The sequence below is a fragment of the Flavobacterium sp. genome, assembly GCF_041392085.1.
In the GTDB taxonomy this organism is placed as follows: Bacteria; Bacteroidota; Bacteroidia; order Flavobacteriales; family Flavobacteriaceae; genus Flavobacterium.
Genome location: NZ_JAWKMW010000006.1, coordinates 58,523 through 83,164, shown reverse-complemented (window position 1 = coordinate 83,164; position 24,642 = coordinate 58,523). Strand labels below are relative to the sequence as shown.

The 24,642-nt window shown below is 32.2% G+C and carries 20 protein-coding genes; 14 read left to right on the top strand and 6 right to left on the bottom strand.

Annotated elements, in window-relative coordinates; all coding sequences use genetic code 11:
• Positions 1-26: 26 nt before the first annotated feature.
• On the top strand, positions 27-629 hold the full coding sequence (locus R2782_RS05175; protein ID WP_371267015.1) for a trimeric intracellular cation channel family protein: 603 nt from the start codon (positions 27-29) through the stop codon (positions 627-629).
• Here the strand turns inward: R2782_RS05175 and R2782_RS05170 are convergent.
• Complete coding sequence (locus tag R2782_RS05170; RefSeq protein WP_371267014.1) at positions 626-2,437, bottom strand: gliding motility-associated C-terminal domain-containing protein; 1,812 nt, start codon at positions 2,435-2,437, stop codon at positions 626-628. The two genes, R2782_RS05175 and R2782_RS05170, sit on opposite strands and share 4 nt — an antisense overlap.
• A gap of 62 nt (positions 2,438-2,499) precedes the next feature.
• Here R2782_RS05170 and R2782_RS05165 point away from each other — a divergent pair, with 62 nt between their 5' ends.
• Genes R2782_RS05165 through R2782_RS05150 form a run of 4 tightly spaced genes read left to right on the top strand, consistent with a single transcriptional unit; the run spans position 2,500 to position 6,838 of the window.
• Positions 2,500-3,456 (top strand): FemAB family protein, encoded by a 957-nt coding sequence (locus tag R2782_RS05165; RefSeq protein ID WP_371267013.1) that lies wholly within the window; start codon positions 2,500-2,502, stop codon positions 3,454-3,456.
• Positions 3,453-4,553, top strand: coding sequence for a DegT/DnrJ/EryC1/StrS family aminotransferase (locus tag R2782_RS05160; protein ID WP_371267012.1), 1,101 nt, complete (start codon positions 3,453-3,455; stop codon positions 4,551-4,553). Before R2782_RS05165 ends, R2782_RS05160 begins: the two co-directional genes overlap by 4 nt.
• Positions 4,554-5,825 (top strand): O-antigen translocase, encoded by a 1,272-nt coding sequence (locus R2782_RS05155; RefSeq protein ID WP_371267011.1) that lies wholly within the window; start codon positions 4,554-4,556, stop codon positions 5,823-5,825. It abuts the gene before it with no gap.
• Entirely contained in the window at positions 5,825-6,838 is a 1,014-nt protein-coding gene (locus tag R2782_RS05150; protein WP_371267010.1) for an acyltransferase family protein, read from the top strand. The genes R2782_RS05155 and R2782_RS05150 overlap by 1 nt, the downstream gene beginning before the upstream one ends.
• Positions 6,839-6,861: 23 nt before the next feature.
• Here the strand turns inward: R2782_RS05150 and R2782_RS05145 are convergent, their stop codons facing one another.
• A complete protein-coding gene (locus R2782_RS05145) occupies positions 6,862-7,998 on the bottom strand; it encodes a glycosyltransferase (protein ID WP_371267009.1) in 1,137 nt (378 codons plus the stop codon).
• Positions 7,999-8,041: 43 nt separating this feature from the next.
• On the opposite strand from R2782_RS05145, the gene R2782_RS05140 reads away from it, so the two are divergent.
• Both R2782_RS05140 and R2782_RS05135 read left to right on the top strand, forming a co-directional pair.
• Positions 8,042-8,866 carry a glycosyltransferase family 2 protein gene (locus tag R2782_RS05140; protein ID WP_371267008.1) on the top strand — a complete coding sequence of 275 codons (825 nt, stop codon included), beginning with the start codon at positions 8,042-8,044 and terminating at the stop codon, positions 8,864-8,866.
• Positions 8,841-9,257 (top strand): FdtA/QdtA family cupin domain-containing protein, encoded by a 417-nt coding sequence (locus R2782_RS05135; protein WP_371267007.1) that lies wholly within the window; start codon positions 8,841-8,843, stop codon positions 9,255-9,257. The genes R2782_RS05140 and R2782_RS05135 overlap by 26 nt, the downstream gene beginning before the upstream one ends.
• Here the strand turns inward: R2782_RS05135 and R2782_RS05130 are convergent.
• From R2782_RS05130 to R2782_RS05120, 3 genes are read right to left on the bottom strand one after another with little or no spacing between them, the layout of a single operon-like run.
• The gene (locus tag R2782_RS05130; RefSeq protein ID WP_371267006.1) at positions 9,251-10,198 is read right to left on the bottom strand and encodes a glycosyltransferase family 2 protein; all 948 of its coding nucleotides are present in this window, start codon (positions 10,196-10,198) and stop codon (positions 9,251-9,253) included. The genes R2782_RS05135 and R2782_RS05130 overlap by 7 nt on opposite strands.
• Before the next feature lie 4 nt (positions 10,199-10,202).
• On the bottom strand, positions 10,203-11,084 hold the full coding sequence (locus tag R2782_RS05125; protein WP_371267005.1) for a glycosyltransferase family 2 protein: 882 nt from the start codon (positions 11,082-11,084) through the stop codon (positions 10,203-10,205).
• A 2-nt stretch (positions 11,085-11,086) separates the two neighbouring features.
• Positions 11,087-11,818 (bottom strand): glycosyltransferase family 2 protein, encoded by a 732-nt coding sequence (locus tag R2782_RS05120; RefSeq protein WP_371267004.1) that lies wholly within the window; start codon positions 11,816-11,818, stop codon positions 11,087-11,089.
• A 92-nt stretch (positions 11,819-11,910) separates the two neighbouring features.
• Here R2782_RS05120 and R2782_RS05115 point away from each other — a divergent pair, with 92 nt between their 5' ends.
• A complete protein-coding gene (locus tag R2782_RS05115; protein WP_371267003.1) occupies positions 11,911-13,158 on the top strand; it encodes an ArnT family glycosyltransferase in 1,248 nt (415 codons plus the stop codon).
• Here the strand turns inward: R2782_RS05115 and R2782_RS05110 are convergent.
• Positions 13,127-13,810 (bottom strand): cell division ATP-binding protein FtsE, encoded by a 684-nt coding sequence (locus R2782_RS05110; protein WP_371267002.1) that lies wholly within the window; start codon positions 13,808-13,810, stop codon positions 13,127-13,129. The two genes, R2782_RS05115 and R2782_RS05110, sit on opposite strands and share 32 nt — an antisense overlap.
• Before the next feature lie 301 nt (positions 13,811-14,111).
• Between R2782_RS05110 and R2782_RS05105 the strand changes: the two genes are divergently transcribed.
• The 6 genes from R2782_RS05105 to mdh all read left to right on the top strand — a co-directional run bounded on the left by R2782_RS05105 (position 14,112) and on the right by mdh (position 24,488).
• Positions 14,112-17,126, top strand: a complete 3,015-nt coding sequence (locus R2782_RS05105) for a tetratricopeptide repeat protein (RefSeq protein WP_371267001.1) — start codon at positions 14,112-14,114, stop codon at positions 17,124-17,126.
• A gap of 23 nt (positions 17,127-17,149) precedes the next feature.
• Positions 17,150-18,916, top strand: coding sequence for a TonB-dependent receptor (locus R2782_RS05100; protein ID WP_371267000.1), 1,767 nt, complete (start codon positions 17,150-17,152; stop codon positions 18,914-18,916).
• A gap of 99 nt (positions 18,917-19,015) precedes the next feature.
• Positions 19,016-19,459: a hypothetical protein gene (locus tag R2782_RS05095; protein ID WP_371266999.1), complete on the top strand. Its 444-nt coding sequence runs from the start codon at positions 19,016-19,018 to the stop codon at positions 19,457-19,459.
• A 176-nt stretch (positions 19,460-19,635) separates the two neighbouring features.
• Complete coding sequence (gene asnB, locus R2782_RS05090) at positions 19,636-21,258, top strand: asparagine synthase B (RefSeq protein ID WP_371266998.1); 1,623 nt, start codon at positions 19,636-19,638, stop codon at positions 21,256-21,258.
• A 323-nt stretch (positions 21,259-21,581) separates the two neighbouring features.
• The gene (gene gyrB / locus R2782_RS05085; RefSeq protein ID WP_371266997.1) at positions 21,582-23,522 is read left to right on the top strand and encodes a DNA topoisomerase (ATP-hydrolyzing) subunit B; all 1,941 of its coding nucleotides are present in this window, start codon (positions 21,582-21,584) and stop codon (positions 23,520-23,522) included.
• Positions 23,523-23,552: 30 nt separating this feature from the next.
• Positions 23,553-24,488 (top strand): malate dehydrogenase, encoded by a 936-nt coding sequence (mdh, locus tag R2782_RS05080; protein ID WP_371266996.1) that lies wholly within the window; start codon positions 23,553-23,555, stop codon positions 24,486-24,488.
• The last annotated feature ends 154 nt before the right edge of the window (positions 24,489-24,642 follow it).

Here is a 24,642-nt window from a genome sequence, read left to right as displayed (position 1 = left end):
TCTAATCTAGAATAAAAAAACAAATTATGTTTCACCTCCTCGACGTTATCGGAACCATGGCTTTTGCAATTTCCGGTGTTTTAACCGCTTTGAATAAAAAACTCGATCCGTTTGGTGTTTTTATCATTGCTTTTGTGACAGCTGTTGGCGGCGGAACATTGCGAGATGTTCTTATAGGCAGGACACCAGTAGGCTGGATGCAAGACCTGACTTATGTATATGTGATTTTACTTGGTTTTGTACTCGCTCTAATTTTTAGGAAAAAGCTTGACCGATTGCGAACGTCACTTTTTTTATTTGATACGATTGGTTTAGGTGTTTTTACGTTAATTGGTTTAGAAAAAGGAATTGAAACAGGTTTGCATCCCATCATTTGCATTGCTTTGGGAACGATGACGGCTTGCTTTGGCGGTGTTATTCGTGATATTTTATGTAACGAAATTCCAATTATCTTTAGAAGAGAGATTTACGCGACCATTTGTATTATTGGTGGAATGGTATTCTTTGCCTTAAAACATTTTAATCTGAATAACGATGTGTTGTATTTAGTTACCTCGTTAGTTATCATCACGATTCGTTTGATGGCTGTAAAATTTAAGTGGTATCTACCAACTATTGGAAAAGTTTAACGCGTGATATAAAGAAATCCTTGTAATGGTTTTGGATAATCCGAATCATTTAGAAAAAGTAAATAAAAATAAGTTCCATCGGCAGAAATGTTTCCGTTCCATTTCACTTCTTCGGTGACTTCGCCACGCCAATCTTCGGTGTTTTGATTTCCTTTCCAAATTAAATGTCCCCATCGATTGTAAATTTCGATTTCAAAGTTTAGGAAGATATTACGCAATCCATCAATAAAGAAAAAATCGTTAAAACCATCTTCGTTGGCTGAAATAAAATTATATACCGTGGGCGGACAGTTTTTAGTAATCAATTCAAGCGTAGTGATACTATAGCAGAATTCATTTTCTACTCGAATGTAAAGAATTGTTCCTGTGTTTGTTTGATAATTAGTCAGGTTGATGATTGGATTTAGATTTAGTTCAGCATCCGAAAGTGTTTGATGGAAACTGACAGTATTTGAAAAATCAATCAATAAAGAATTTTCAATAGCAGATATATCAAAAGTTCCAATGCCGAAACCTTCGTTACAACTAAAAATAGGTTCCAATGAATTAAATTCAGGTGAAAGTAAAAACGAAATTTCTACCACATCAACATTATTGTTTTCGTTAATTTCATTCACAACTCCGGTTCCATCACCTAAATCATCCACTGAAAATGTCAATTCAAAAGGATTAGAAATTTCACTCGGAATAAAAAGTAAAATGGTATTAGATTCACTGTCATTTACTTCAATACTATTAATTGTATTGGTTGTTTCAATCAAAACACCGTTGGCATAAATTGAAATTGGCGTATTCGCCGGAAGTGGGTTGGTTGCCGTTTCAAGATTGTAAACCGTATAATCAACAACAATTTCTCTGGAATCACATTCCAAATAAAAATTATCTATTGTGATGGTTGCATCCGGAACCTGACTATTTAATTTGGTTACAACGGTATTAATCATTACAAAATCCTGACCGGATGTGAGTGCTATTTCAGCCGTTTGATCACCGGGCTGAATATAATTTTGGATATCATACACATCCAAATCCATATTGTATAAACTGTTACTGCCGGTAATAGAATTTGTTCCGTTAAAAGCATTGTTGGACGGATTTAACGGTGGATTACTTAAAATACTTTCGTTAATTCGTAGCGTTTCATTAACAGAGATGTTAGAGTCACCTTCCCAAGCAATAAAGCCAATTTTAGCTCCTATATTATCGATTACATTGAGACTATTGAGAGAGAAATTTAAATTTTCATTTCCTAAACTAATGTAGTCCAAACCATCATATACATTCAGTTGATTCAAAGGCAAATTGTCATTTTTATAAATCAATACGATAGCCCAACCTGCAAAATTGGTTGCATTGGTGCAGTAGTCAGGAATAATTTCAGATAAATCAAATTCTGATAATGTATAGGTGCCATTTCCGGTTAAAAGTACTTGTTCTGTAACATCTTTAAAGGCACTAAAAAAAATTAAACCTGAGGTTGATTGTGTTAAGTTAAATGTGCGATCCGGTGTAATATCGATATCATTTAACTTTACATTAAAATCACCCGGGCCTGAGCCTGCCCAGTATAGGTAGGCTTTTTCTAATTCATCATCCGGTTGTAATGTCAATTCTGCCGAAGCAGAAGTATTGATGATACAAGGAGAATTCAAAATCCCAAGATTTTCCTGCGTATTCAATGTGTTTCCAATAAAAGTAAAATCAAAACGACCATTAAATTGCTGATATAGTTGTACTTCCTGCCCGAACGCCGGGAATAAAAAAAAATGTAACCACCATAACAGAAAATAATTGTATTTTCGTTTCATATTGAATCGTTATCTTTATTTGGGATTTAAAGATACTGTTTTTATTTATTAAGATTTATATTTTGCAAAAGTTCGTGCCAAGTTATACCGTCAGAAAATATACTTCAGCAGATTATACGGCTTGGAATGACTTTATCGCTCAAGCTAAAAATGCCACTTTTTTGTTTCATCGCGATTTTATGGAATACCATCAAGATCGCTTTGAAGATTATTCGTTAATTATTGAAAATGAAAAAGCATGGGTAGCGGTTTTACCGGCAAATAGAGTAGAGGATGCTATTTTTTCTCACCAAGGTTTAACATATGGCGGATTTGTTTTTAAACATATTTTAGACCCAATAATTATCAATGCAATTTTTGAAGCTGTTATAGATTACTTAAAAAGAAATCAATTAAAAACTCTTTTTTTAAAACCTATTTTGCCTTTTTACACTGAAGGAAGTTTTATTGAAATAGAATCTGTATTAACACAAAATAAAGCCAATTTGTATCGGAATGATATGAATTTGGTTGTTAATTTTAAAAGTCACTATTCAATTTCAAAAAGTAAATTAAAACATTTTAGAAGAGTATCTTCTTTGGGTTTAGAAATTAGAATTGATAACAATTTTCAATTATTTTGGGATGATGTATTGATTCCGAGATTAAACGTAAAACACAATGCAAAACCGGTTCATTCTGTTGAGGAAATTATATATTTACATTCAAAATTCCCTCAACATATTAAACAGTATAACGTATATTTAGATGATGAAATTTTAGCCGGAATTACACTTTTTATTTTTAAAAACGGAGTGAAATCTCAATATGGAGCTACAACTTCTTTGGGAGAAAAAATGCGAGCATTGGATTTTTTATTTATTAATCTGATTAATGAATTGAAAGATAAAGTTTCTTTTTTTGATATGGGAACCGTGAGTACAAACCAAGGCGAAATTTTTAATCCGGGTTTACTAAAACAAAAAGTTGAATTAGGTTGTTCTATTTTTACACAAAGTCATTATTCCATCGCCTTATGATTAAATTTTACGATTTAAAAAAAGTCAATCAACGTTATGAAGCAGCTTTCCATGAAAAGTTCGAACAATTCATGCAACGAGGTTGGTATATTTTAGGCGATGAAGTAGCTTTATTTGAAGAAAATTTTGCAAACTATTGTCAGTCAAAACACTGTGTTGGTGTTGGAAACGGACTCGATGCATTGGTTTTAATTTTTAAGGCCTATATCGAATTAGGAAAGTTAGAGAAAGGAGATGAAGTGATTGTTCCTGCAAACACCTATATTGCCAGTATTTTAGCCATTTTGCAAGCCGATTTAGTTCCGGTTTTAGTTGAACCAAAACTTGAAACCTTCAATTTAAATCCCGATTTAATAGTTGAAAAAATCACTTCTAAAACAAAAGCCATTTTAGTAGTTCATTTATATGGTCAATTGACTGAAATGGATAAAATTGAAGCTATAGCAAAGCAAAACAACTTATTAGTTATCGAAGATGCAGCCCAGTCGCATGGTACGGATTCAGGAGTTAAGAGTTCGGAGTCAGGAGTCGGCATTGCGAAAGCTTACAGCTTTTACCCTTCTAAAAATTTAGGTTGCTTAGGCGATGGAGGAGCAGTGGTAACCAATGATGATGATTTGAATAGCATCATTCGAGCCATGCGAAATTATGGTTCCGAGAAAAAATATGTGAATGATTTTATCGGAATCAATTCGCGTTTGGATGAATTGCAAGCCGCTTTTTTAAATGTGAAATTACCTGATTTAGATGCAGATAATCAAAAACGGAGAGAAATTGCTAATCGTTATTTAGATGAAATTAAAAACGATAAAGTTGCCTTACCTTTTTATGATGGTTCAACTAATCATGTTTTTCATTTATTTGTCATTCGGACAGAAAACAGAAATGAATTACAAGAATATTTAAAAGAAAACGGAATTGAAACCATGATTCATTATCCTGTTCCGCCGCATCAGCAAAAAGCTTTGAAAGAATTTAATTCGTTATCTTTCCCAATCACAGAAAAAATACATCGGGAAGTATTGAGTTTGCCAATTAGTCCTGAGTTAGCGGAGGAGGAAGTGAGTAGAATAATTTATGCACTAAATCACTACTAATTGAAATTTTTAAAGGATATAATCGGTGCAGCTTGGTTCAAAATATCCTCATTGAACAGTTTTGCTATACTTTTAAGGATCGGATTCGGACTGGTCATTTCAAAAGTTTTGGCTATCTATGTTGGTCCTGCCGGAATGGCGTTGGTTGGAAATTTACGTAATTTTCAAACTTCTCTTGAAAGCTTTGCAACGCTTGGTTTTCAGAACGGAATTATAAAATATACCGCACAATTAAAAGAAGATAACAAGCAATTTAAGAAATTAATTTCTACAGTTTCTATTACTATTGCCCTGTTCATCTTACTTTTTGGAATTGGATTGTTTATTTTCAGAGAACCCATTTCGTTCTATCTTTTTAGCTCAGAAAACAATTATGAAATAATTATTAAAGCTATAATTTTTAGTTTACCATTTTATGGGTTTTCACTTTTTTTTACTTCCCTAATCAACGGATTAGAGAAATACAAAAAAGTCGTTTATATTTCAATCATTGGTAACATCATAGGATTCTTTTTTTCTCTCTTTTTAGTACTAAATTTCAATGTAAAAGGAGCTTTATTTGCAATGGTTTTAGCTCCAACAACTAATTTTTTTATAGCTTCATTTTTTGTTTTTAAAGAAATTAAGTTATTCCAATTTATTCGATTAAAATTTTTCGATAAAAGGATTCTTAAAAACTTAAGTTCTTATTCGGCAATGGCTCTTTTTTCGGCTATAACCGGACCAATGATTTATATTTTTTTACGAAATCACCTTATTGATACAGCCGGAATTAATACAGCCGGATTTTGGGAGTCAATGAGCAGAATTTCAAGTTATTACATGCTTTTTGTGTCATCGTTGATGAGTATGTATTTTCTCCCACAATTAGCCGTTTCCAATGAAGAAGAGACTAAATTAATTTTTCGAAATTACTTCAAAACAATTGTTCCCTTTTTTTTGTTAGGAATCGTGTTGATTTATTTCTGTCGTAATTTGATAATATCGCTTCTGTTTACAGAGGAATTTCAACCGGTTTCAAGTTTATTCTTTTGGCAATTACTAGGCGATTTTTTCAAGGTTTGTTCATGGATATTAGCATTACATTTTTTAGCCAAAAGACAAACGTTTGCCTATTTTGTAACGGAAATACTATCTTATTCGATGTTAATCATTTTCGGTTACTTTGCAATCAATTATTTTGAAGCAAAAGGAGCGGTTTTAGCTCATGCAGTAACCTATGTGTTTTATTTAATAATACTTTCAATTAACTTTAGAAAATACTTGTTTTAATGAAAGAATCATTATCCTCATTGCGTTTTTTCTTTTCTTTTTTGGTGTTTATTGGGCATTTAGGGCTAACAAAAGTTTCCGTCGGGCATGCTTTTTTTATAATTTTGAGTGGATTTATTTTAATGTATGTTTATGAAAAAAGACTGATTTCCAATTCAATATCAAAGAAAGAGTTTTTTTTAAAACGACTACAGAGAATATATCCGCTTCATATCATTACACTGCTTGTTTCTATATTATTTGTGATTTATGAAATCCATGAAAATTTTATTTTTTTTTCAGCAAAGTTTTTTGTCAACTTTTTTTTATTGCAAGCTTTTATCCCTTTGGGTGAAATCTATTTTAGTTTTAACGGAGTATCTTGGAATGTCTCAGTATTAATGTTTTGTTATTTTGTTTTTCCTTTTATTGTTCCGTATTTTTCTACAATTACATTGAGAAAATTTACCTTTTTTATTCTTTCAGTTGTTGTTGGGATTTTTATTATGATGTTTTTTGTTCCCCAAAAACTGCATCATGCATTGTTCTACATATCTCCATTTTTAAGAATTTTTGATTTTATTTTTGGAATCTATTTGTTTAAATTGAGTAACTATTTCCTCAAAAAAGAACATAATTATACTGTGTTAGAAGCTTTTTCATTATTTGTTTTTTTTAGCTTTTTTATAGTGGCCAATTTGTTTCCGGAGATTTTTTTACCTTTTGCGTACTCAATTTATTTTTGGATACCTCTCGGTTTTTTAATATTGATTTTTAGTGCAGAAAAAGGAATAATTTCTAGCTGTATTTTAAAAAAATCGATATTTCTGTTATTAGGAGCTTTAAGTTATCCTTTTTACATGTGGCATCAATTAATTATTCGATTTTTTGAGCGTTTTGACTTTGGATATAATGGAAATGCCAAATTGATTTTTTTATTTTTGATTTGTTTGACACTAACAATCGTTGTTAGTTATTTTTATACCATATTGGAAGACAAATATTTAAAAAAACTTATGAATAAAATCAATTAATTTTTTGGAAAGGAGAAATTGTCCTATTTCCAAACCTCCAAATACTTCTTCGCAATCCGCACATAATCATGTTCTTTTTCAATAAAAGCTCTCGCATTTTTTCCAATTTTGATGATTTCATTTGGGTTTTCAATTAAGATGGATAGTTCTTTCACCAATTCATCCACATCAGGCAAAGCATTGATGGCAACTCGTTCAGTTAACTTATAATAATCAATAAATTCCTGTTCAGCACCTGTAAATACCAATTTTCCTTTTGCCATTGCTTCTAAGGCATTGTAACCTTGATCATAGGCATAAACTTGGTCTAAAAGAATATGAGCTTTGTTATAAAGTGAAATGTAGTGTTGATAAGGAATGTTTTCGGTGATAATAATTTCTACTTTATCAGCATATTTTTCCTCGATTATTTTCAACGCTTTTTCAAAAAAATGAATTCCTTTTTTACTATAGCTCAATCGATTAATTCCTAAAAAAATAATTACTTTCTCATCCATTTTTAACGCAGAAAAATTTATTTTCTGCGTATTGATGGGGTTTGGAATGAAGTTTACTTTGTAATTCATTTTTTCCATCGGAATTTTATAATCCAAATCCGAAACAATAATAGAACTTACATTGTCTTTCACCCAATTGAAAACAGATGAATAGTTGGGTTGAATGTATTTTAACGAAAAATGGTATTGTTTTTTAAGAGAAGAATCATTCAGATACGGACTCAAAATAGAATGTTTCATTTCGTTTTTTAACAAATACTCAATTACCGGAGTTTCATCTCCACAAACCAAAAGTGAAGCCTTATTATTTTGAGTAAATAATTTTTTATAAAAAAATAAGGATACTTTCGGATAGAGTTCCAACGCATCCGAATTAATCAATTGAACATGGTCAAATCCTTTTAATTTTGGTAAAATCAAATAAAATCGAATGGCTCTTTCAATTTTTTCAAAATCAAAATTAAAAAATTGTTTAAAAGCATTTCGCACTTTTTTTGTAATCCAATAGTTAGAAAAAAGAATTGGTTTTATTGAAAAATCTGTGTCGTAATTCTTAAAATGATCACCACCGCTTACAATATATACTTCATGACCCAAAGTAACTAATCCTTCTTTTAGGGAATTGTGTAAACGGCTATATTCTCCAATTAAAAGTATTCGCATGAATGAAGATGAAATCTTTATATTTGTGTAAATATAAAATAAATTGACAAACCATTTTAGCCGTCATGATTTGGAAATTATTATTTCAACGATGAATCAAACTTCGTTGGAATTTTTAGTTCCGATGTTTCCGATGAGTCATTTTTCAGCATTTTCTATTTTAATTATTAATCAAACGACCAAGAACAACTTGTTAACTTCTGAATTTGAATCGGTTAAAGTAATTAATTCGTTTGAAAAAGGATTGTCTAAAAGTCGTAATTTAGGTATAAAAAATGCCACAAAATCGATTTTGATTCTAACCGATGATGATGTTGTTTTTGCTGATGATTTTTACAAAAAAGTGATTGAGGCATTTACTAATTCACCAAATTTAGCCATATTTAGGTTTCAGGTTCAATCATTTAAAAAGAAATTTTTAAGAAACTATCCAACAAACTTTATTGAAAGTTTAAATAAATTTGAGTTACTAAATACGATGTCGGTTGAACTTGTTTTTAGAAAAAGTGTTTTTGACAAAACAACTATTTTATATGATGAAAACTTTGGATTAGGTGCAAAATTTGAATTTGGAGAAGAAAATTCTATACTTTTAGATTTCAATAAAGAAAATATTCCTATCGGTTTTGTTCCTGAAGTTATATGTTATCATGATGAAAAGCACTCTTCGATAAGTACAAGTAAACCGACGGTTTATTATTCTTCCGGAGCTTTTTTTTATCGTAATTTTGGTTCAACGTATCAATTTTGGGTACTTTTAAAATTATTTTTCGAATTAAAGCAAAGAAAAATATCATTTTCAGATGTATCAAACCTTTACAAACAAGCAATTTTAGGAAAAAATGACTATAAAAAAATCAGTATCTGATTGTGAACTAATTTCAATACCAAAAATCCCTGATACACGTGGAAATCTCTCGGTAATAGAAAATAATTTAATTCCGTTTGAAGTCAAACGCGTTTATTATTTATATGATGTGCCGGCAGGAGCAGAGCGAGGAGGTCATGCTCATATAGAGCAAAATGAATTGCTCATTGCTTTAAGCGGTAGTTTTGATGTGATTTTAAATGATGGTCAAACTGTTAAAACAGTTACTTTAAACAAACCTTATGAAGGTTTATTGATTACAGAAGGCATTTGGCGTGAACTTAAAAATTTTTCATCCGGTTCAGTTTGTTTGGTTTTGGCTTCAGAAATTTTTATGGAAGAAGATTACATCAGAAATTTTGACTCTTTTTTGATGGCAAAAAATCAATGATAAACAGGTGGTTGAGCAACGAAAAGGTTGTATCTTGATTTAACAAAATACAGTAGTCGCAATACAAAAGGAGGAAGTATAAATAACAATTTAATCTTCCAATTCAAATTGTTAGAAGAAATGTTTTTTTTGTAAAAGCAGTATGTTGATAAATCACCAATTGTTCTGTGTTTCAAGGCATATTCTGTTCGATATAAATCCAAAAATTTTTTTAAAGAAGGATTTTCTTTTTCTTCAATGGCAAACTTATCTAATTTTGAAAAACGTCTTCTTTTGGTTTTGCTCAAAGAAATTCGGTTTTCAGCGGCAATTTGGTAATAAACCGAAACTTCATTGTCAAAAGCAACAGGATATTTTAAAGCAATTCGAATCCATAGATCGGTGTCTTCACCAGCACCAAGGGTAATTGTTTCATCAAAATTTCCAACTTCATCAAGCACATTTTTAGGTACTGCTACCGCACTAGTCCAAGCTATTCTGAATTTCATACTCGAATGAAAAAAATCCGGGATAATTCCACTCCATTTTTCTGTTGGAATGGTATCAAAAAATGGCTGAATTATTTTTTTTTCTGAATAGTAAAATTGATAGTTTGTAGCCAATAAGCCGGCTTCAGGATAAGACTGATGCAATTGAAAAAAAGATTCTAAATGCTGTGAAAACCAATAATCATCTGCATCTAAAAAAGCAATTAACTTTCCTTTTGATTGGCTAATTCCCAAATTTCTGGCTTGAGAAACACCTTTGTTTTCAGTAGAAATTAACCGTAGTCGATTATCTGTAAATGTATTTACTGTTTCCTCGCTTTTATCAGTAGAACCATCATTAATCACAATCACTTCATAATCGGTAAACGATTGACTAAAAACACTTTTCAATGTTTTTTCAATTGAATTGGCTTTGTTATAAAGCGGGATAATTATAGAGAAATAAGGTTGCATCAGATTACTTTATTGAACAAATATAACCTAAACGATATAAATCAAAAAGGAATAGATTTGGCTTCTTACTCAAGATATTTTTTTTTAAAAGTTGTTCAGAAATTTTAAAAATAAATCGTGCAATAAAAAGTAAACGAAATTTTTTTATCAAAAAGTAATAGGATAGAAGAGGATTTAATTTTTCTATCGCTTTTTTGTTTTCTAAATGGTGTTTTCTGGATACAACACTTTGTAGCGATTTTTCAAAAAACACTTCGTTGGGCTCTAGTCCAAGGTGATAAATAGCATTATCAATGTGATGAATAGGTATTTTTTTTACATAAAGTTGGTAAGCAAAATAAATATCCATTCCATAAAACTTTTCGTTTTCAGCGTAATTCAGCTCTAAAAATATTTTTTTTTGAATGAGCATATTACCTGAAAAAACAAACTGATAGGGTTTTTTATTTCGAAATGAAGCAGGTTTTTCTTCTCTATCCTTTCCATATGTATAGCGAAGAATTTGATAAGATTTTGGTTGATTTTCTTTATACTTATATCCGCCAAAAACGATAGTTTGTTTGTTGTTTAGTTCGGCAATATATCTTTTGATAAAACGTTCATCTTCGGGCAACACATCAGCATCTAAAAATAAAACCCAATCAAATGTTGCCATCTCGGCTAAAAGTTGTCTTGTTTTTGTTCTGCCAAGGTTTAATTCATTGGTGTAATAATAACAATTGGTTAATTCTTTAACTTTTTGGGTTTCAATTTGAAAAACAGGTGCAGATTTATCATCCAAACAAATGATTTCGAAAGTTATGGAACAAGCTATACATTGTTGGTGTAAGTTTTGAACAAGTTCAATGACAGAATAATTATATGTAGGAATGAGAATAGATAACATTATTATAGTTTGAATAAGCCATATTTAAAAATACACCAAATGGCTCTAAATCCATCTTTCCAATTTATTTTTTTACCTTCTTCGTAAGTTCTGCCGTAATAGGAAATACCAACTTCATAAATTCGAATTCCCTTGATACGTGCAATTTTTTGAGTAATTTCGGGCTCAAATCCAAATCGTTTTTCTTTTAATGGAATAGATTTTAGAATCTTAGCATCAAACAATTTATAGCAGGTTTCCATATCTGTCAAGTTTAAATTACTGAACATATTAGATAAAAAAGTTAAAAATCGATTGCCAATTGTGTGCCAGAAAAAGAGGATTCGATGCGGCTTGCCACCCATAAAACGAGAGCCATAGACAACATCAGCATATCCTTCTAAAGCAGGTTTAAGTAGAATGTTGTATTCGTTTGGGTCATATTCTAAATCGGCATCCTGAATGATAATATAGTCGCCGCTGGCTTCTTTGATACCTGTTTGTATGGCAGCTCCTTTTCCCATATTAGAATGATGTTTGTAATAGCGAATCTCTTCAAAATAGTTATTCTGAAATGCAAGGACAGCTTTTTCAGTATCATCGGTTGAAGCGTCATTCACTATAATAATTTCTTTTACCAAAGAATCATGAAGTACAACCTGATTAATTTTATTTAATATGAAATGAATAGTTCGAGCTTCGTTATATGCTGGAATAATAATAGATAATTTTTTCGGATTGCTTTTGTTTTCCATAAAATTGAAAATAAAACCCTATTTTTGGTCAGTGTTTTTAAATGAGCAATTTAGTTCTTTTCAACAAAAACCAAACTTATTTATATAATTTTATGACACTTTTTTTAAAAAAGTACAATAATCATTTTCTTTTAGTTGGAATAGGATTAGTTTGGATACTATTGCTGATTGGGTTATTAGACATCAATTTGCAAACAATTATTTTTCCGGATGCTTCCAATTACAATGAATCGGCAACAAATTTATTTTGGCATTTAAGAGGACATTGTAATAGGCCACTTTTAATGGCAACGATTTACGGTTTGCCTTTACTTTTAGGTGCTTCAGATACTGATTTATATGTAATTGCACAATTTATCAATGCTTTTTTATGGCTTCTAACAATTGTTTTATTCTATGAAATTCTACTCCAGCAAACCACAAAAAAAATAGCTTTTTGGTTAACAATAGTATTCATCAGTTTTATGGGAATTACATTATATAATTTTCATTTTTTAGCGGAAATTCCTTTTCTGTTCTTTTTAGTCTTAAGTTATTATTTTCTTCAAAAATACAATCAAACAAAACTATTTAAGTGGTTAGTATTTGCTTTAGCAATTCTGTTTTTAAGCATGTTGATAAAACCGGCAAGTAAATTTTTTGCTTTGCTGATGCTGATTTATTTTATGAGGATATTAATTAAAAATTATAAACAAAGGATAATGATGTTTTTGTATGCTTCAATTGGTCTATGTTTATTTCAAGCAGTTGGTATAAAATACCAATTTGGTGATTTTACAATCAGTTATATCGATAGTATTACTTTTTATAATTATTTATTTTCTAAAGCTGATTGTTACAGAAAAGGAACTGAATTTGACCAAATGAATAATCCGAGAGCAGATTATCTGTTTACATTTAAGGTACACGAACAGAAGAAAATAGTCAATGAGGATATCAAAGAGCAATTAAAGAATAATAAAGTTAATGTTGTAAAAGCGTATTTACATAATTTTTTTTGGAATACTATTTCTGCAAATACTGTCCCAATAGCTTATTCAAACATTACTAATTCTAAAAAATTTGAAGTTACCCAATCTGTTCTTATTTGGGTTTCAAAATATCAAAACAGAATAATGACAATTTTGGGACTTTTGTTGAGCATGTTTACTTTAGTAAACTATAAAAAGCATAATTTTTTTATACTTTTTACTGCTCTCTTGGTACTATATGTTATTGGGATTTCAGGTATTTCAAGTAATCAAGGTGATCGCTTTCACATTATTACATACCCATTTACCCTTATTTTACTGGCAAAATATCTCACAGCTAAACCGTTCTTTGCACCACTTCAAAAATAGTGCTGTCTTCACATTTTAGTGTTTTTGCCGGGAATTTCATAATTAAGGCATAATCATGCGTGGCCATAATGATAGTTTTTCCGTTTTGGTTGATTTTTCGCAACACTTCCATTACTTCAACACTCGTTTGAGGGTCAAGATTTCCGGTTGGTTCATCGGCTAAGATTAATTCCGGATCGTTTAACAAAGCTCTGGCAATGGCAACACGTTGCTGCTCACCACCCGAAAGTTGGTGAGGCATTTTATGCAACATTGATTTCATGCCTACTTTTTCTAAAACTTCATCTATTTTGAACTGCATTTCTGCTTTATCTTTCCAACCAGTAGCTTTCAATACAAATTCTAGATTTTCAAAAATACTTCTATCTGGTAATAATTTAAAATCTTGAAACACAATACCAATTTTTCTCCGCAAAAACGGAATTTCTTTTTCTTTCAATTTGGCTAAATCAAAATCTACTATTGAGCCTTCTCCTTGTGTGAGAGGCAAATCTGCATACAGAGTCTTCATCAAACTACTCTTTCCGGAACCTGTTTTGCCTATAATGTAAATAAAATCACCTCTGTTCACTTCCAAAGAGATGTTTTTTAATACCATATTTTGGTCTTGAAAGATGTTTACGTTTTTTAGTGAGGCAATTGTAGTCGACATAAAGTATAATTTAAGTGGTAAAAGTACTAAGTTAAGGATGGTTTTCAAAATTTTATTTTTTTAAAGTTACTGAGTGTTTGAGCTACTGATAAACAGAGTTTTAAATTGATATAATTTTACTCTCCAATTTGTTGGAAAAAAATGATAAAGATTTCTACATTTCGGCTAGCCTTTACTTTGGAGTAATCAAGTGGGGGAGGATTAACAATTGTTTACAACCTTGTTCATAATAAACACCTTTGTTACTTCGTTACAACGATAAGCAAACCTTAAATTTGTATTTTAAACAAAATTGATTCATATGCAAAAGAAAAACTGGTTCTTGTTTCTGTTAATGTTGTTAATATCTAACAATGCTGTAGCACAACAAACCGAAATCTACACTCATGATTTAAAAGAATATAATCGTGCTATTGAATTGTACAAGGAAAAACAATATTTGTCTGCACAAATTATATTTAAAAAAGTAAAAGAAGAAAGGGATAGCGAAGAGTTACAATCAGATTGTGCCTATTACATAGCCAATTGTGCCATTCGACTGAGTCAACCGAATGCTGATTTGTTGATGGAAAAATTTGTTGCGGATTATCCTACCAGTTCTAAACATAACCAAGCCTTCATAGAAGTTGCTCACTATTATTTTGATGAAGGAAAATTTCCGCAAGCTTTGCAATGGTTTGAAAAAGTAGATGAAAGTAATCTTACGGCTGGTGAACGGGAACGATTTAATTTTCAAAAAGGGTATGCCAATTTTACCGGAGGAAAGAAAAAAGAGGCGACCAATTATTTCAATAAAGTGGTAAATTCTAAAGAATATGGTTCACAGGCAAAATATTATTTGGGCTACATGTCATATGAAAAAGACGATTATAAAGTAGCCAATGAATATTTTGATCAAGTGGAAGGTGAGCAAAAGTACAAGGAGAAAATGTCTTACTACCAAGCTGATATGAACTTTAAGCTTGGAAATTTTCAAAAAGCAATTGATTTGGGAACAGTTGCTATGGCAAAAAGTGACGCCATAGAAAAATCAGAATTAAATAAAATTATAGGCGAAAGTTATTTTAATTTAAAACAATATGACAAAGCGATTCCTTACCTAAAAGATTATAGAGGAAAAAAAGGGAAGTGGAGTAATACTGATCACTATCTTTTTGGATATTCATATTACAAACAAGGGGATTATGAAAATGCAATCAACCAATTCAACAAGATTATAAGCGGAAATGATGGCGTTGCTCAAAATGCTTACTATCATTTGGGAGAAAGTTATTTAAAGACAGACAAAAAACAACAAGCGTTGAATGCATTTAAAAATGCTTCTGAAATGGAATTTGATCTAAAAATTCAAGAAGATGCTTTTTTAAATTATGCCAAATTAAGTTATGAAATAGGTAATTCATACCAATCGATTCCAGGAGTTTTGGCCGCTTTTTTAGAAAAATACCCCAATAACCCCAACAAGTTAGAAGTTGAAAACCTATTAATTAACTCTTACATTACTTCAAAAAATTACAAAGGGGCTTTAGAGTTAATCGAACGAAATAAAAATTTTTCCAATAAAGCAGCTTATCAAAAAGTTACATTTTACAGAGGGTTAGAATTATACACCGATGGTGATTTTACTGAAGCCATGAAAATGTTTAAAAAATCAATTGCCGAGCCAAGAGATGCAAAATTTACCGCTCGTGCCACTTTTTGGAAGGGTGAGACCGAATATGTGTTGGATAATTTTACCGATGCATTGCTAACATTTAAACAATTTTATGGTTTTGCTGAAGCTAAATCTACCCCGGAATACAAAAACATCAATTATAATATTGGTTATACACATTTTAAATTGAAAGAATACGAACAAGCTGGAACCTATTTTCAAAATCATATTGATGCCGTAAAAGACGATAAAGTGCGTTTGAATGATAGCTATTTACGAATGGGTGATAGCTATTTTGTTTCGGCTAAGTATTGGCCGGCTATGGAAGCTTATAACAAAGCCATAGAGTTAAAAGGTGTTGATGCCGATTATGCTGCTTATCAAAAAGCATTAAGTTATGGTTTCGTAAACAGAAATGACAAGAAAATAGAAGATTTGAATACATTTCTTAAAAGTTATCCTAAATCACAATACCGTGATGATGTTCTGTTTGAATTAGGAAATACATATACTAATAATAATAAATCTGATTTGGCCTTAAAAACCTATGACCAATTAATTAGTGAATATAAAAATGGTTCTTTTGCTGCCAAAGCCATATTACGACAGGGATTAATTTATTACAACGATGAAAAACCGCAATTGGCTATCACAAAATTGAAAAAAGTGGCAGCTGAATATCCAAGAACACCGGAATCATTGGAAGCAGTGAATACCGCTCGCCAAATTTATGTAGATACCGGAAATGTAAATGAATATGCCGATTGGGTAAAAACATTAGATTATGTAGAAGTTTCCGATGCTGATCTAGATAATACTTCCTATGAATCAGCTGAAAAACAGTATTTACAAAACAACCCCAAAGGAGCAATTACAGGATTTAGCAACTATGTTACTCGTTTTCCAAATGGAATTCATTCGTTAAAAGCTAATTTTTATTTAGCTCAATTGTATTTTGCAGATGGTTTAGAAAACAATGCCATTCCACATTATGAATTTGTAGTTTCTAAACCGAGAAGTGAATATACCGAACAAAGTTTGGCCCGTTTAACAGAAATTCATTTAAAGAAAAAAGATTATGCCAAAGCCATTCCGGTTTTAAAACGTTTAGAAACAGAAGCTGATTTTCCTCAAAATGTCACATTCGCACAATCGAATTTGATGAAATCATATTATGAACAAAACGATTATACAAACGCTGTTTTGTATGCCGATAAAGTGTTAGCTAATCAGAAAGTGGATGACAGAATTAAAAGTGATGCTCAAATTATTATTGCTCGTTCAGCCATCAAAACTAACAATGAAGCGAAAGCAAAAACAGCGTATGCAAAATTGCAAGCCATTGCAAAAGGTGAATTAGCTGCTGAGGCTTTATACTATGACGCCTATTTTAAAAACAAAGAAGGAAAATATGAACCGTCGAATGTTGTGATACAAAAATTGGCAAAAGATTATTCAGGATATAAATATTTTAGTGCCAAAGGATTAGTTTTAATGGCTAAAAATAATTACGCATTGAACGATAGTTTTCAAGCAACTTATATTTTAGAAAGTGTAATTAAGAATTTTGAAGAGTTTCCAGATATAGTTGAAGAAGCTCAAAAAGAATTAGACGCCATAAAAGCCGAAGAATCTAAACGCAATTCATCCATCCAAAACTAATTTATTGTACAAAAATGATAAACATGAAGATTTCAAATCTAAATAAAACCATCGCAGTAATTCTTTTTTTGATTAGCCAAACTGGTTTTTCTCAAAAAAAAGATGAAAATATAGGCACCGAAGTTGTAAACATTGTTAAACCGTATTCTGCTACTATATCAGACGCGTTTAAAGTAAAAGAAATACCTTCTTTAGATGACGATGAAAATACCAAAAAAGAAGAAATTAAATACAATATTTTTTCATTTCCGGTTGCCTCTACATTTACTCCGGCAAAAGGTAAAGCGGCAGGTGTTGATAAACCTAAAAAAGAAAAATTATTTTCTAACTATGCTACGCTAGGTTTTGGAAATTATGCAAGAATTGTAGGTGAATTGTTTGTTACCGAACAATTGAGTCGTTCAGATTATGTGGGCGGAATGTTCCGACATCATTCTTCGCAAGGCGGAATTGAAGAAGCGATTTTGGATGATAAATTCTATAACACTTCGTTGGATTTAACCTATGGAAGTCAGCAACGCAATTTTAATTGGAACGCCGATTTAGGTTACCAACACCAAATTTATAATTGGTATGGCATTAACCAATCATATTACAACCAAGACGAGACTTTTTATAATGCAATTGATCCTTCGCACACATATCATAATTTTAATTTGGGTGGAAAAATTGGTGTTGAAGAGAGTTTTTTTAGCGGTGCCAGTTTACTTTTTAACCGTTTTTGGGATAATTTCGGTTCTGCCGAAAATCGTTTTCTACTAAAACCTTCATTTGAGTTTGATATCATCGATGCTGCCGTAAAAACAAATGTAATCGTAGACTATGTTTCCGGAAGTTTTGAACGCAATTATTTTGATTTGGATGAAATTAAATATGGTTTTACAAACTTCGGATTAAATCCTTCTATTTCTCTAACGCAAGATGATTGGGCTTTTGATATTGGTGTTTCGCTTTTTTACAGTGCAGATTTAGAACATAGCGAAAGTAAGTTTTTTATCTATCCAAACATTACAGCTTCTTATAAATTAGTAGGTGATTTGATGATCTTTTATGCCGGGGCAGATGGAAGTTTACAGCAAAATACCTATCGAGATTTTACAAACGAAAATCCGTTTTTGTCACCGACTTTGTATGTAGCACCAACGAGTAGACCGTATGATATTTTTGCTGGTTTAAAAGGAAAATTAGCCGGAAATATAAGTTATACCATCAGAGGTTCTTTCATGCAGGAAAATGATAAAGCGTTGTTTAGAAATAATGTATTTCCGTTGGCTACAGATCCGGCATTACCCAATGATGTTGAACCGTATGCTTTTGGAAATTCTTTTGATGTTGTTTATGATGATGTAAAAACACTAAGCTTTTTTGGTGAAGTAAAAGCTGATTTATCCAAAAACATTTCAGCCGGAATCAATGGAACTTTCCGAAGCTTATCTGCCAAAAATCAAGATGAAGTATGGAATTTGCCCTCCATCACTTTTGGAGCAAATCTAGATGCTAACATTACAGAAAAATGGTATGCCGGATTGAATCTATTCTTTGTTGGAGAAAGAAAAGACCAAGTTATTGCACCGGATATTTTGAATGATCCTGCTTTCAATGCTTTTACAACCAAAACGTTAGACAGTTATTTTGATGTGAATGCTAATGTAGGTTATAAATACAACGAACGTTTAACTTTGTTTTTAAGAGGAAATAACCTATTTAATCAATCGTATGAAAAGTGGATGAACTTTCCGGCTCAACAAATTCAAGTGGTGTTAGGAGCAAATTATAAGTTTGATTTTTAAGTTTATTAAACCGCAAAGATTACTCAAAGTCCGCAAAGTTTTAAATGAACCTTGCGGACTTTTTAACTTAGTTCCTCAGAACCTTAGCAACTTCATAAAATGAAACAAAAAATCATTCTACACTATTCCAATTTCCTCCAATCCAAAATCGATTCACTTCGTCAAATGATTACTGATTTAACCGAAGATGCCAAAAACGATGCCAAAGGTTCTGCCGGAGATAAACACGAAACGGCTTTATCTATGATGCATTTGGAACAAGAAAAACTCAATCAAAAACTGAAAGAAGTTATAGAAACAAAATCCATTTTTGACTCCATTTATTTTGAAAAAACGAATGCTAAAGTAACAACCGGAAGTTTGGTTTTAGCCAATGATATTTACTTTTTAATTTCGGTTAGTTTGCCAAAAGTTGAACTGGGAGGAAAGACCATTTTTGCGATTTCTCCTCAAGCTCCGTTAGCTCAAATGTTAATAGGATGCGATTTAGGCGACGAAATGTCGCTCAATAATGTAACATACATAATCCAATCCATTTCATAAAATTTAAAGATTGTAGTTGAAAACTTCAAAAATCGAGTTTTAATGTTTTATATTTTATAAAAAATCATTCTATTGGTTATAATTTATAATCAATTATTTTATTTGTGTTTAAATAAATAAACACATTATTCATTTTTGCTTCATCAATTAAAGTATAATAGAAAAGTAAAAATATTATGTGTGGAATTTTAGCCATTATAGGAAAAGGAAAAGATGAATCATTGGTTCAAGAATTGTCTAAGCGAATGTCGCACCGCGGTCCGGATGAGAGTGATTTGCATGTAACAGAAAATGGACACATTTTAGCTCATGAGCGTTTATCAATTGTTGATTTGCATACCGGAAAACAACCTATTCAAGGAACATCATCTGCTTGGATGATTCACAATGGCGAAATTTATAATCACCAAAAATTAAGAGACGGGATTTTAAAGGATCACAAATTCAGAACTACATCCGATTCGGAAGTAATTGTGCATTTATATGAAAAATTCGGTTACGATTTTTGCGATATGCTTGATGGAATGTTTGCTTTTGTAGTGGTTGATGGGGATGATTTTATTGCCGGTCGTGACCCTCTCGGTATTAAGCCTCTTTATTATGGTATTGATGAGCGTGGCAGAATGTACTTTGCTTCCGAAATGAAAGCAATAGCCGATCAATGTAAAACATTTTCCACTTTTCCACCCGGACATTATTACACCGAAAAAACCGGTTTTGTAAAGTATTACCAACCGAAATGGGAAGATGAAACATTGGCGGTTGAAGAATTAGACTTGAAAGCCATACGTGAAACCTTATCCGAAAGTGTTCGGAAACGTTTGATGAGCGATGTGCCAATTGGTGTTTTGCTTTCCGGCGGATTGGATTCATCATTAACGTCTTCTATTGCATCTCGTTACATGAAAGAGATGGGTAAAACTTTGCATTCGTTTTCAATAGGTTTAGATTCCGAAGCTCCGGATGCTCAAGCAGCTCGAAAAGTGGCGGAGTTTTTAGGGACACAACACCACGAAATTCATTTTACAATACAACAAGGAATTGAAATTTTAGATAAATTAATTTGGCATTTGGAAACGTATGATGTTACCTCGGTTCGAGCCAGTACACCTATGTACTTTTTATCGAAAGCTATTACTGATATGGGAATCAAAGTGGTGCTTTCCGGAGAAGGAGCCGATGAAATTTTTGGAGGCTATTTGTACTTCAGAAATGCACCAAGTGTAGAAGATTTTCAAAAAGAAACAATTGAACGTGTGCAAAAACTATTTACAGCCGATTTACTGCGTGCAGACAAATCTACGATGGCTCATGGATTAGAGGCAAGAGTTCCGTTTTTAGACAAAGCCTTTTTAGAATTGGCCATTAAAGTAAAACCGGAAGAAAAAATGCCTTCAGCCTATGATGGAATTGAAAAATATATCCTTCGTAAAGCTTTTGATACTCCGGATCAACCGTATTTACCTCATGAGGTATTATGGCGTCAAAAAGAGCAATTTTCAGATGGAGTAGGGTATAATTGGATTGATACGTTAATCGATTATTGTTCCGGTCAAGTTACAGATGAAGAATTTGAAAAGGCAGCTGAGTTGTATCCCTACAATACACCAGTTACCAAAGAAGCCTTTTTTTACAGAAGTATTTTTCATAAACATTTTCCGCAAGTGGCGGCAGCTCAAACGGTTCGAAAATGGATTCCGAAATGGCAAGAAAACCAAGATCCGAGCGGAAGAGCCAATGCGGCTCACGTAAAGGCAGACACAACCATTGCAAAAATTAAAATTGATATACCGGTTTAAAAGAGTTCAAGATTGAAGTTTAGTTTGTTTGTTAAAGGCGTTCTCGTTGTGGGGAACGCTTTTTTTATTTACAAGTCCAAATTAATTAATAAGTGGGGTTCTTAATAATGAAATTATAACAATAAATTAAAAGATTGTTTAGAGAAATTCCTTCAAATAAATTTTGTAATAATAAAGAAAGTAAATACTAATAAAATCAGCCAAAATAAATCAACAATTTGTTAATAACTTATCTTCTTTGTGAAGGAGTTAGCATAGAAAATCCCTCACAATTCCGTATATTTGCGTGTTTGACAAAAAATACATTTTAGCATAAAGTTTATATGAGCGAAGAAATTAAAAAGAATAATTATTCGGCAGATAGTATTCAAGCCTTAGAAGGAATGGAGCACGTTAGAATGCGTCCTTCCATGTATATTGGAGATACTGGTGTAAGAGGGTTACACCACTTGGTTTATGAAGTGGTTGATAATTCGATTGATGAGGCATTGGCCGGGCATTGCGACACTATTAGTGTAATTATTAACGAAGACAATTCTATTTCGGTAGAAGATAATGGACGGGGTATTCCGGTTGATATACACAAAAAAGAAGGCGTTTCTGCTTTAGAGGTAGTAATGACCAAAATCGGGGCCGGAGGTAAGTTTGATAAAGATTCTTATAAAGTTTCAGGAGGTCTTCATGGTGTTGGTGTTTCTTGTGTGAATGCACTCTCCGATCATTTAAGAGCCACTGTTCACAGAGATGGTAAAATATATGAGCAAGAATATGAAAGAGGAAAAGCCCTCTATCCTGTCAAACAAATTGGCACAACAGAGAAAAGAGGAACGATTGTTACGTTTAAACCGGATGGAACAATTTTCACTCAAACATTAGAATATTCCTATGATACGTTAGCGGCAAGAATGCGTGAGCTTTCTTTTTTGAACAAAGGAATTACCATTACCTTAACTGACAGACGAAATAAAGATGAGAAAGGTAATTTTCAAGGAGAAGTTTTTCACTCTAAAGAAGGTCTGAAAGAGTTTGTTAAGTTTTTAGATGGAAACAGAGTGCCTATTATAGCTTCTGTAATTAGCATGGAAAACGATAAAGGTGAAATTCCGGTGGAAGTAGCATTAGTTTATAATGAAAGCTATTCTGAAAACATTTTTTCCTACGTGAATAATATCAATACACACGAAGGTGGAACGCACTTGCAAGGTTTTCGTATGGGATTAACCCGTACACTGAAAAAATATGCAGATAATTCAGGGTTGTTAGAGAAGTTGAAATTTGAAATTTCAGGGGATGATTTTCGTGAAGGTTTAACAGCGATTATTTCTGTAAAAGTGGCAGAACCTCAATTCGAAGGACAAACAAAAACGAAGTTGGGTAACCGTGAAGTCGTTTCTCCGGTAAGTCAGGCTGTGGCAGAAATGCTAGAAAATTATTTAGAAGAAAATCCTAATGATGCTAAAATCATTGTTCAAAAAGTTATTTTAGCCGCTCAAGCCCGTCACGCAGCGAAGAAAGCTCGTGAGATGGTACAACGCAAAACCGTATTAGGTGGGGGTGGATTACCGGGTAAACTATCGGATTGTTCTGAACAAGATCCACAAAAATGTGAAATTTTCCTAGTAGAGGGAGATTCAGCAGGTGGAACGGCTAAACAAGGTCGTGACAGGGCTTTTCAAGCAATTTTACCTCTTCGTGGAAAGATTTTGAATGTAGAAAAAGCAATGCATCATAAAGTATTCGAAAACGAAGAAATTAGAAATATCTTCACCGCTTTGGGGGTAACTGTTGGAACGGCAGACGATTCGAAAGCCTTAAATTTGGAAAAATTACGCTATCACAAAGTAGTCATCATGTGTGATGCCGATGTGGATGGAAGTCATATATCGACATTGATTTTAACCTTTTTCTTCCGTTTTATGAAAGAGTTAATCGAAAACGGTCACGTTTACATCGCTACTCCACCTTTATACTTAGTTAAAAAAGGTAATAAAAAAGAATATGCATGGAATGATGATCAACGCGATATGATTAATCAGCGTATGGGAGGTTCTGCTTCAATCCAGCGTTACAAAGGTTTAGGAGAAATGAATGCAGAGCAACTATGGGAAACTACTTTAAATCCTGACTTTAGAACATTACGTCAGGTTACAATTGATAGTTTAACCGAAGCTGATCGAATTTTTTCAATGTTAATGGGAGATGAAGTACCACCCAGAAGAGAGTTTATAGAGAAAAATGCAGTTTATGCAAATATTGATGCATAAGTTAATTTAGATAATTTAAAAATAATTAAAATGAAAGTTACCATTGTAGGAGCAGGAAATGTTGGTGCAACATGTGCCGACGCAATTGCTTACAGAAGAATTGCCAGCGAAATAGTATTATTAGATATCCGTGAAGGTTTTGCTGAAGGAAAAGCATTGGATATTATGCAAACGCAAACAACGTTGGGGTTTAATACTAAAGTTTCAGGAAGCACAAACGACTATTCAAAAACAGCCGGAAGTGATGTAGTTGTAATAACTTCAGGTATACCTAGAAAACCCGGAATGACTCGTGAAGAATTAATCGGAATTAATGCAGGAATCGTTAAGTCTGTAGCTGAAAGTTTGTTGCAACATTCTCCTAATGCAATTGTCGTTGTAGTTTCTAACCCAATGGATACCATGACTTATTTAACTTTAAAAGCAACCGGATTGCCTAAAAACAGAATCATCGGAATGGGTGGAGCTCTAGATAGTTCTCGCTTCAAAACCTATTTGTCTCAAGCATTAGATAAACCTGCGAATGATATACACGGTATGGTAATTGGAGGTCATGGTGATACAACAATGATTCCATTGACTCGTTTAGCAGCTTATAATGGTGTACCTGTATCTGAATTTTTATCTTCAGAACGTCTAGAAAAAGTGGCAGCAGATACAATGGTAGGTGGAGCTACTTTAACTGCTTTACTTGGGACATCTGCGTGGTACGCACCCGGAGCTTCAGTAGCTTATTTGGTGGACAGTATTTTAAATGATCAAAAGAAAATGATACCTTGTTCTGTATTGTTAGAAGGAGAGTATGGACAAAATGATATTTGTATCGGTGTACCTTGTATAATTGGTAAAAACGGAGTAGAAAAAATTGTAAGCATTGATTTGAACGAGGATGAAAAAGCAAAATTTGCGAAAAGTGCAGATGCCGTTAGAGCAATGAATGGAGATTTAAAATCAGTTTTAGCCTAATTTTTTTCGTTTGATATATAAGAGACTGCATTTTTGCAGTCTTTTTTTTGAGATTAATCAAAAAATTTATTGGTTAATCCTATTCATAATTATATATTTGCACGTTTTATAAAATCGAAAAGACATCCTTATTTTCTTTTCGCTAATAAATAAA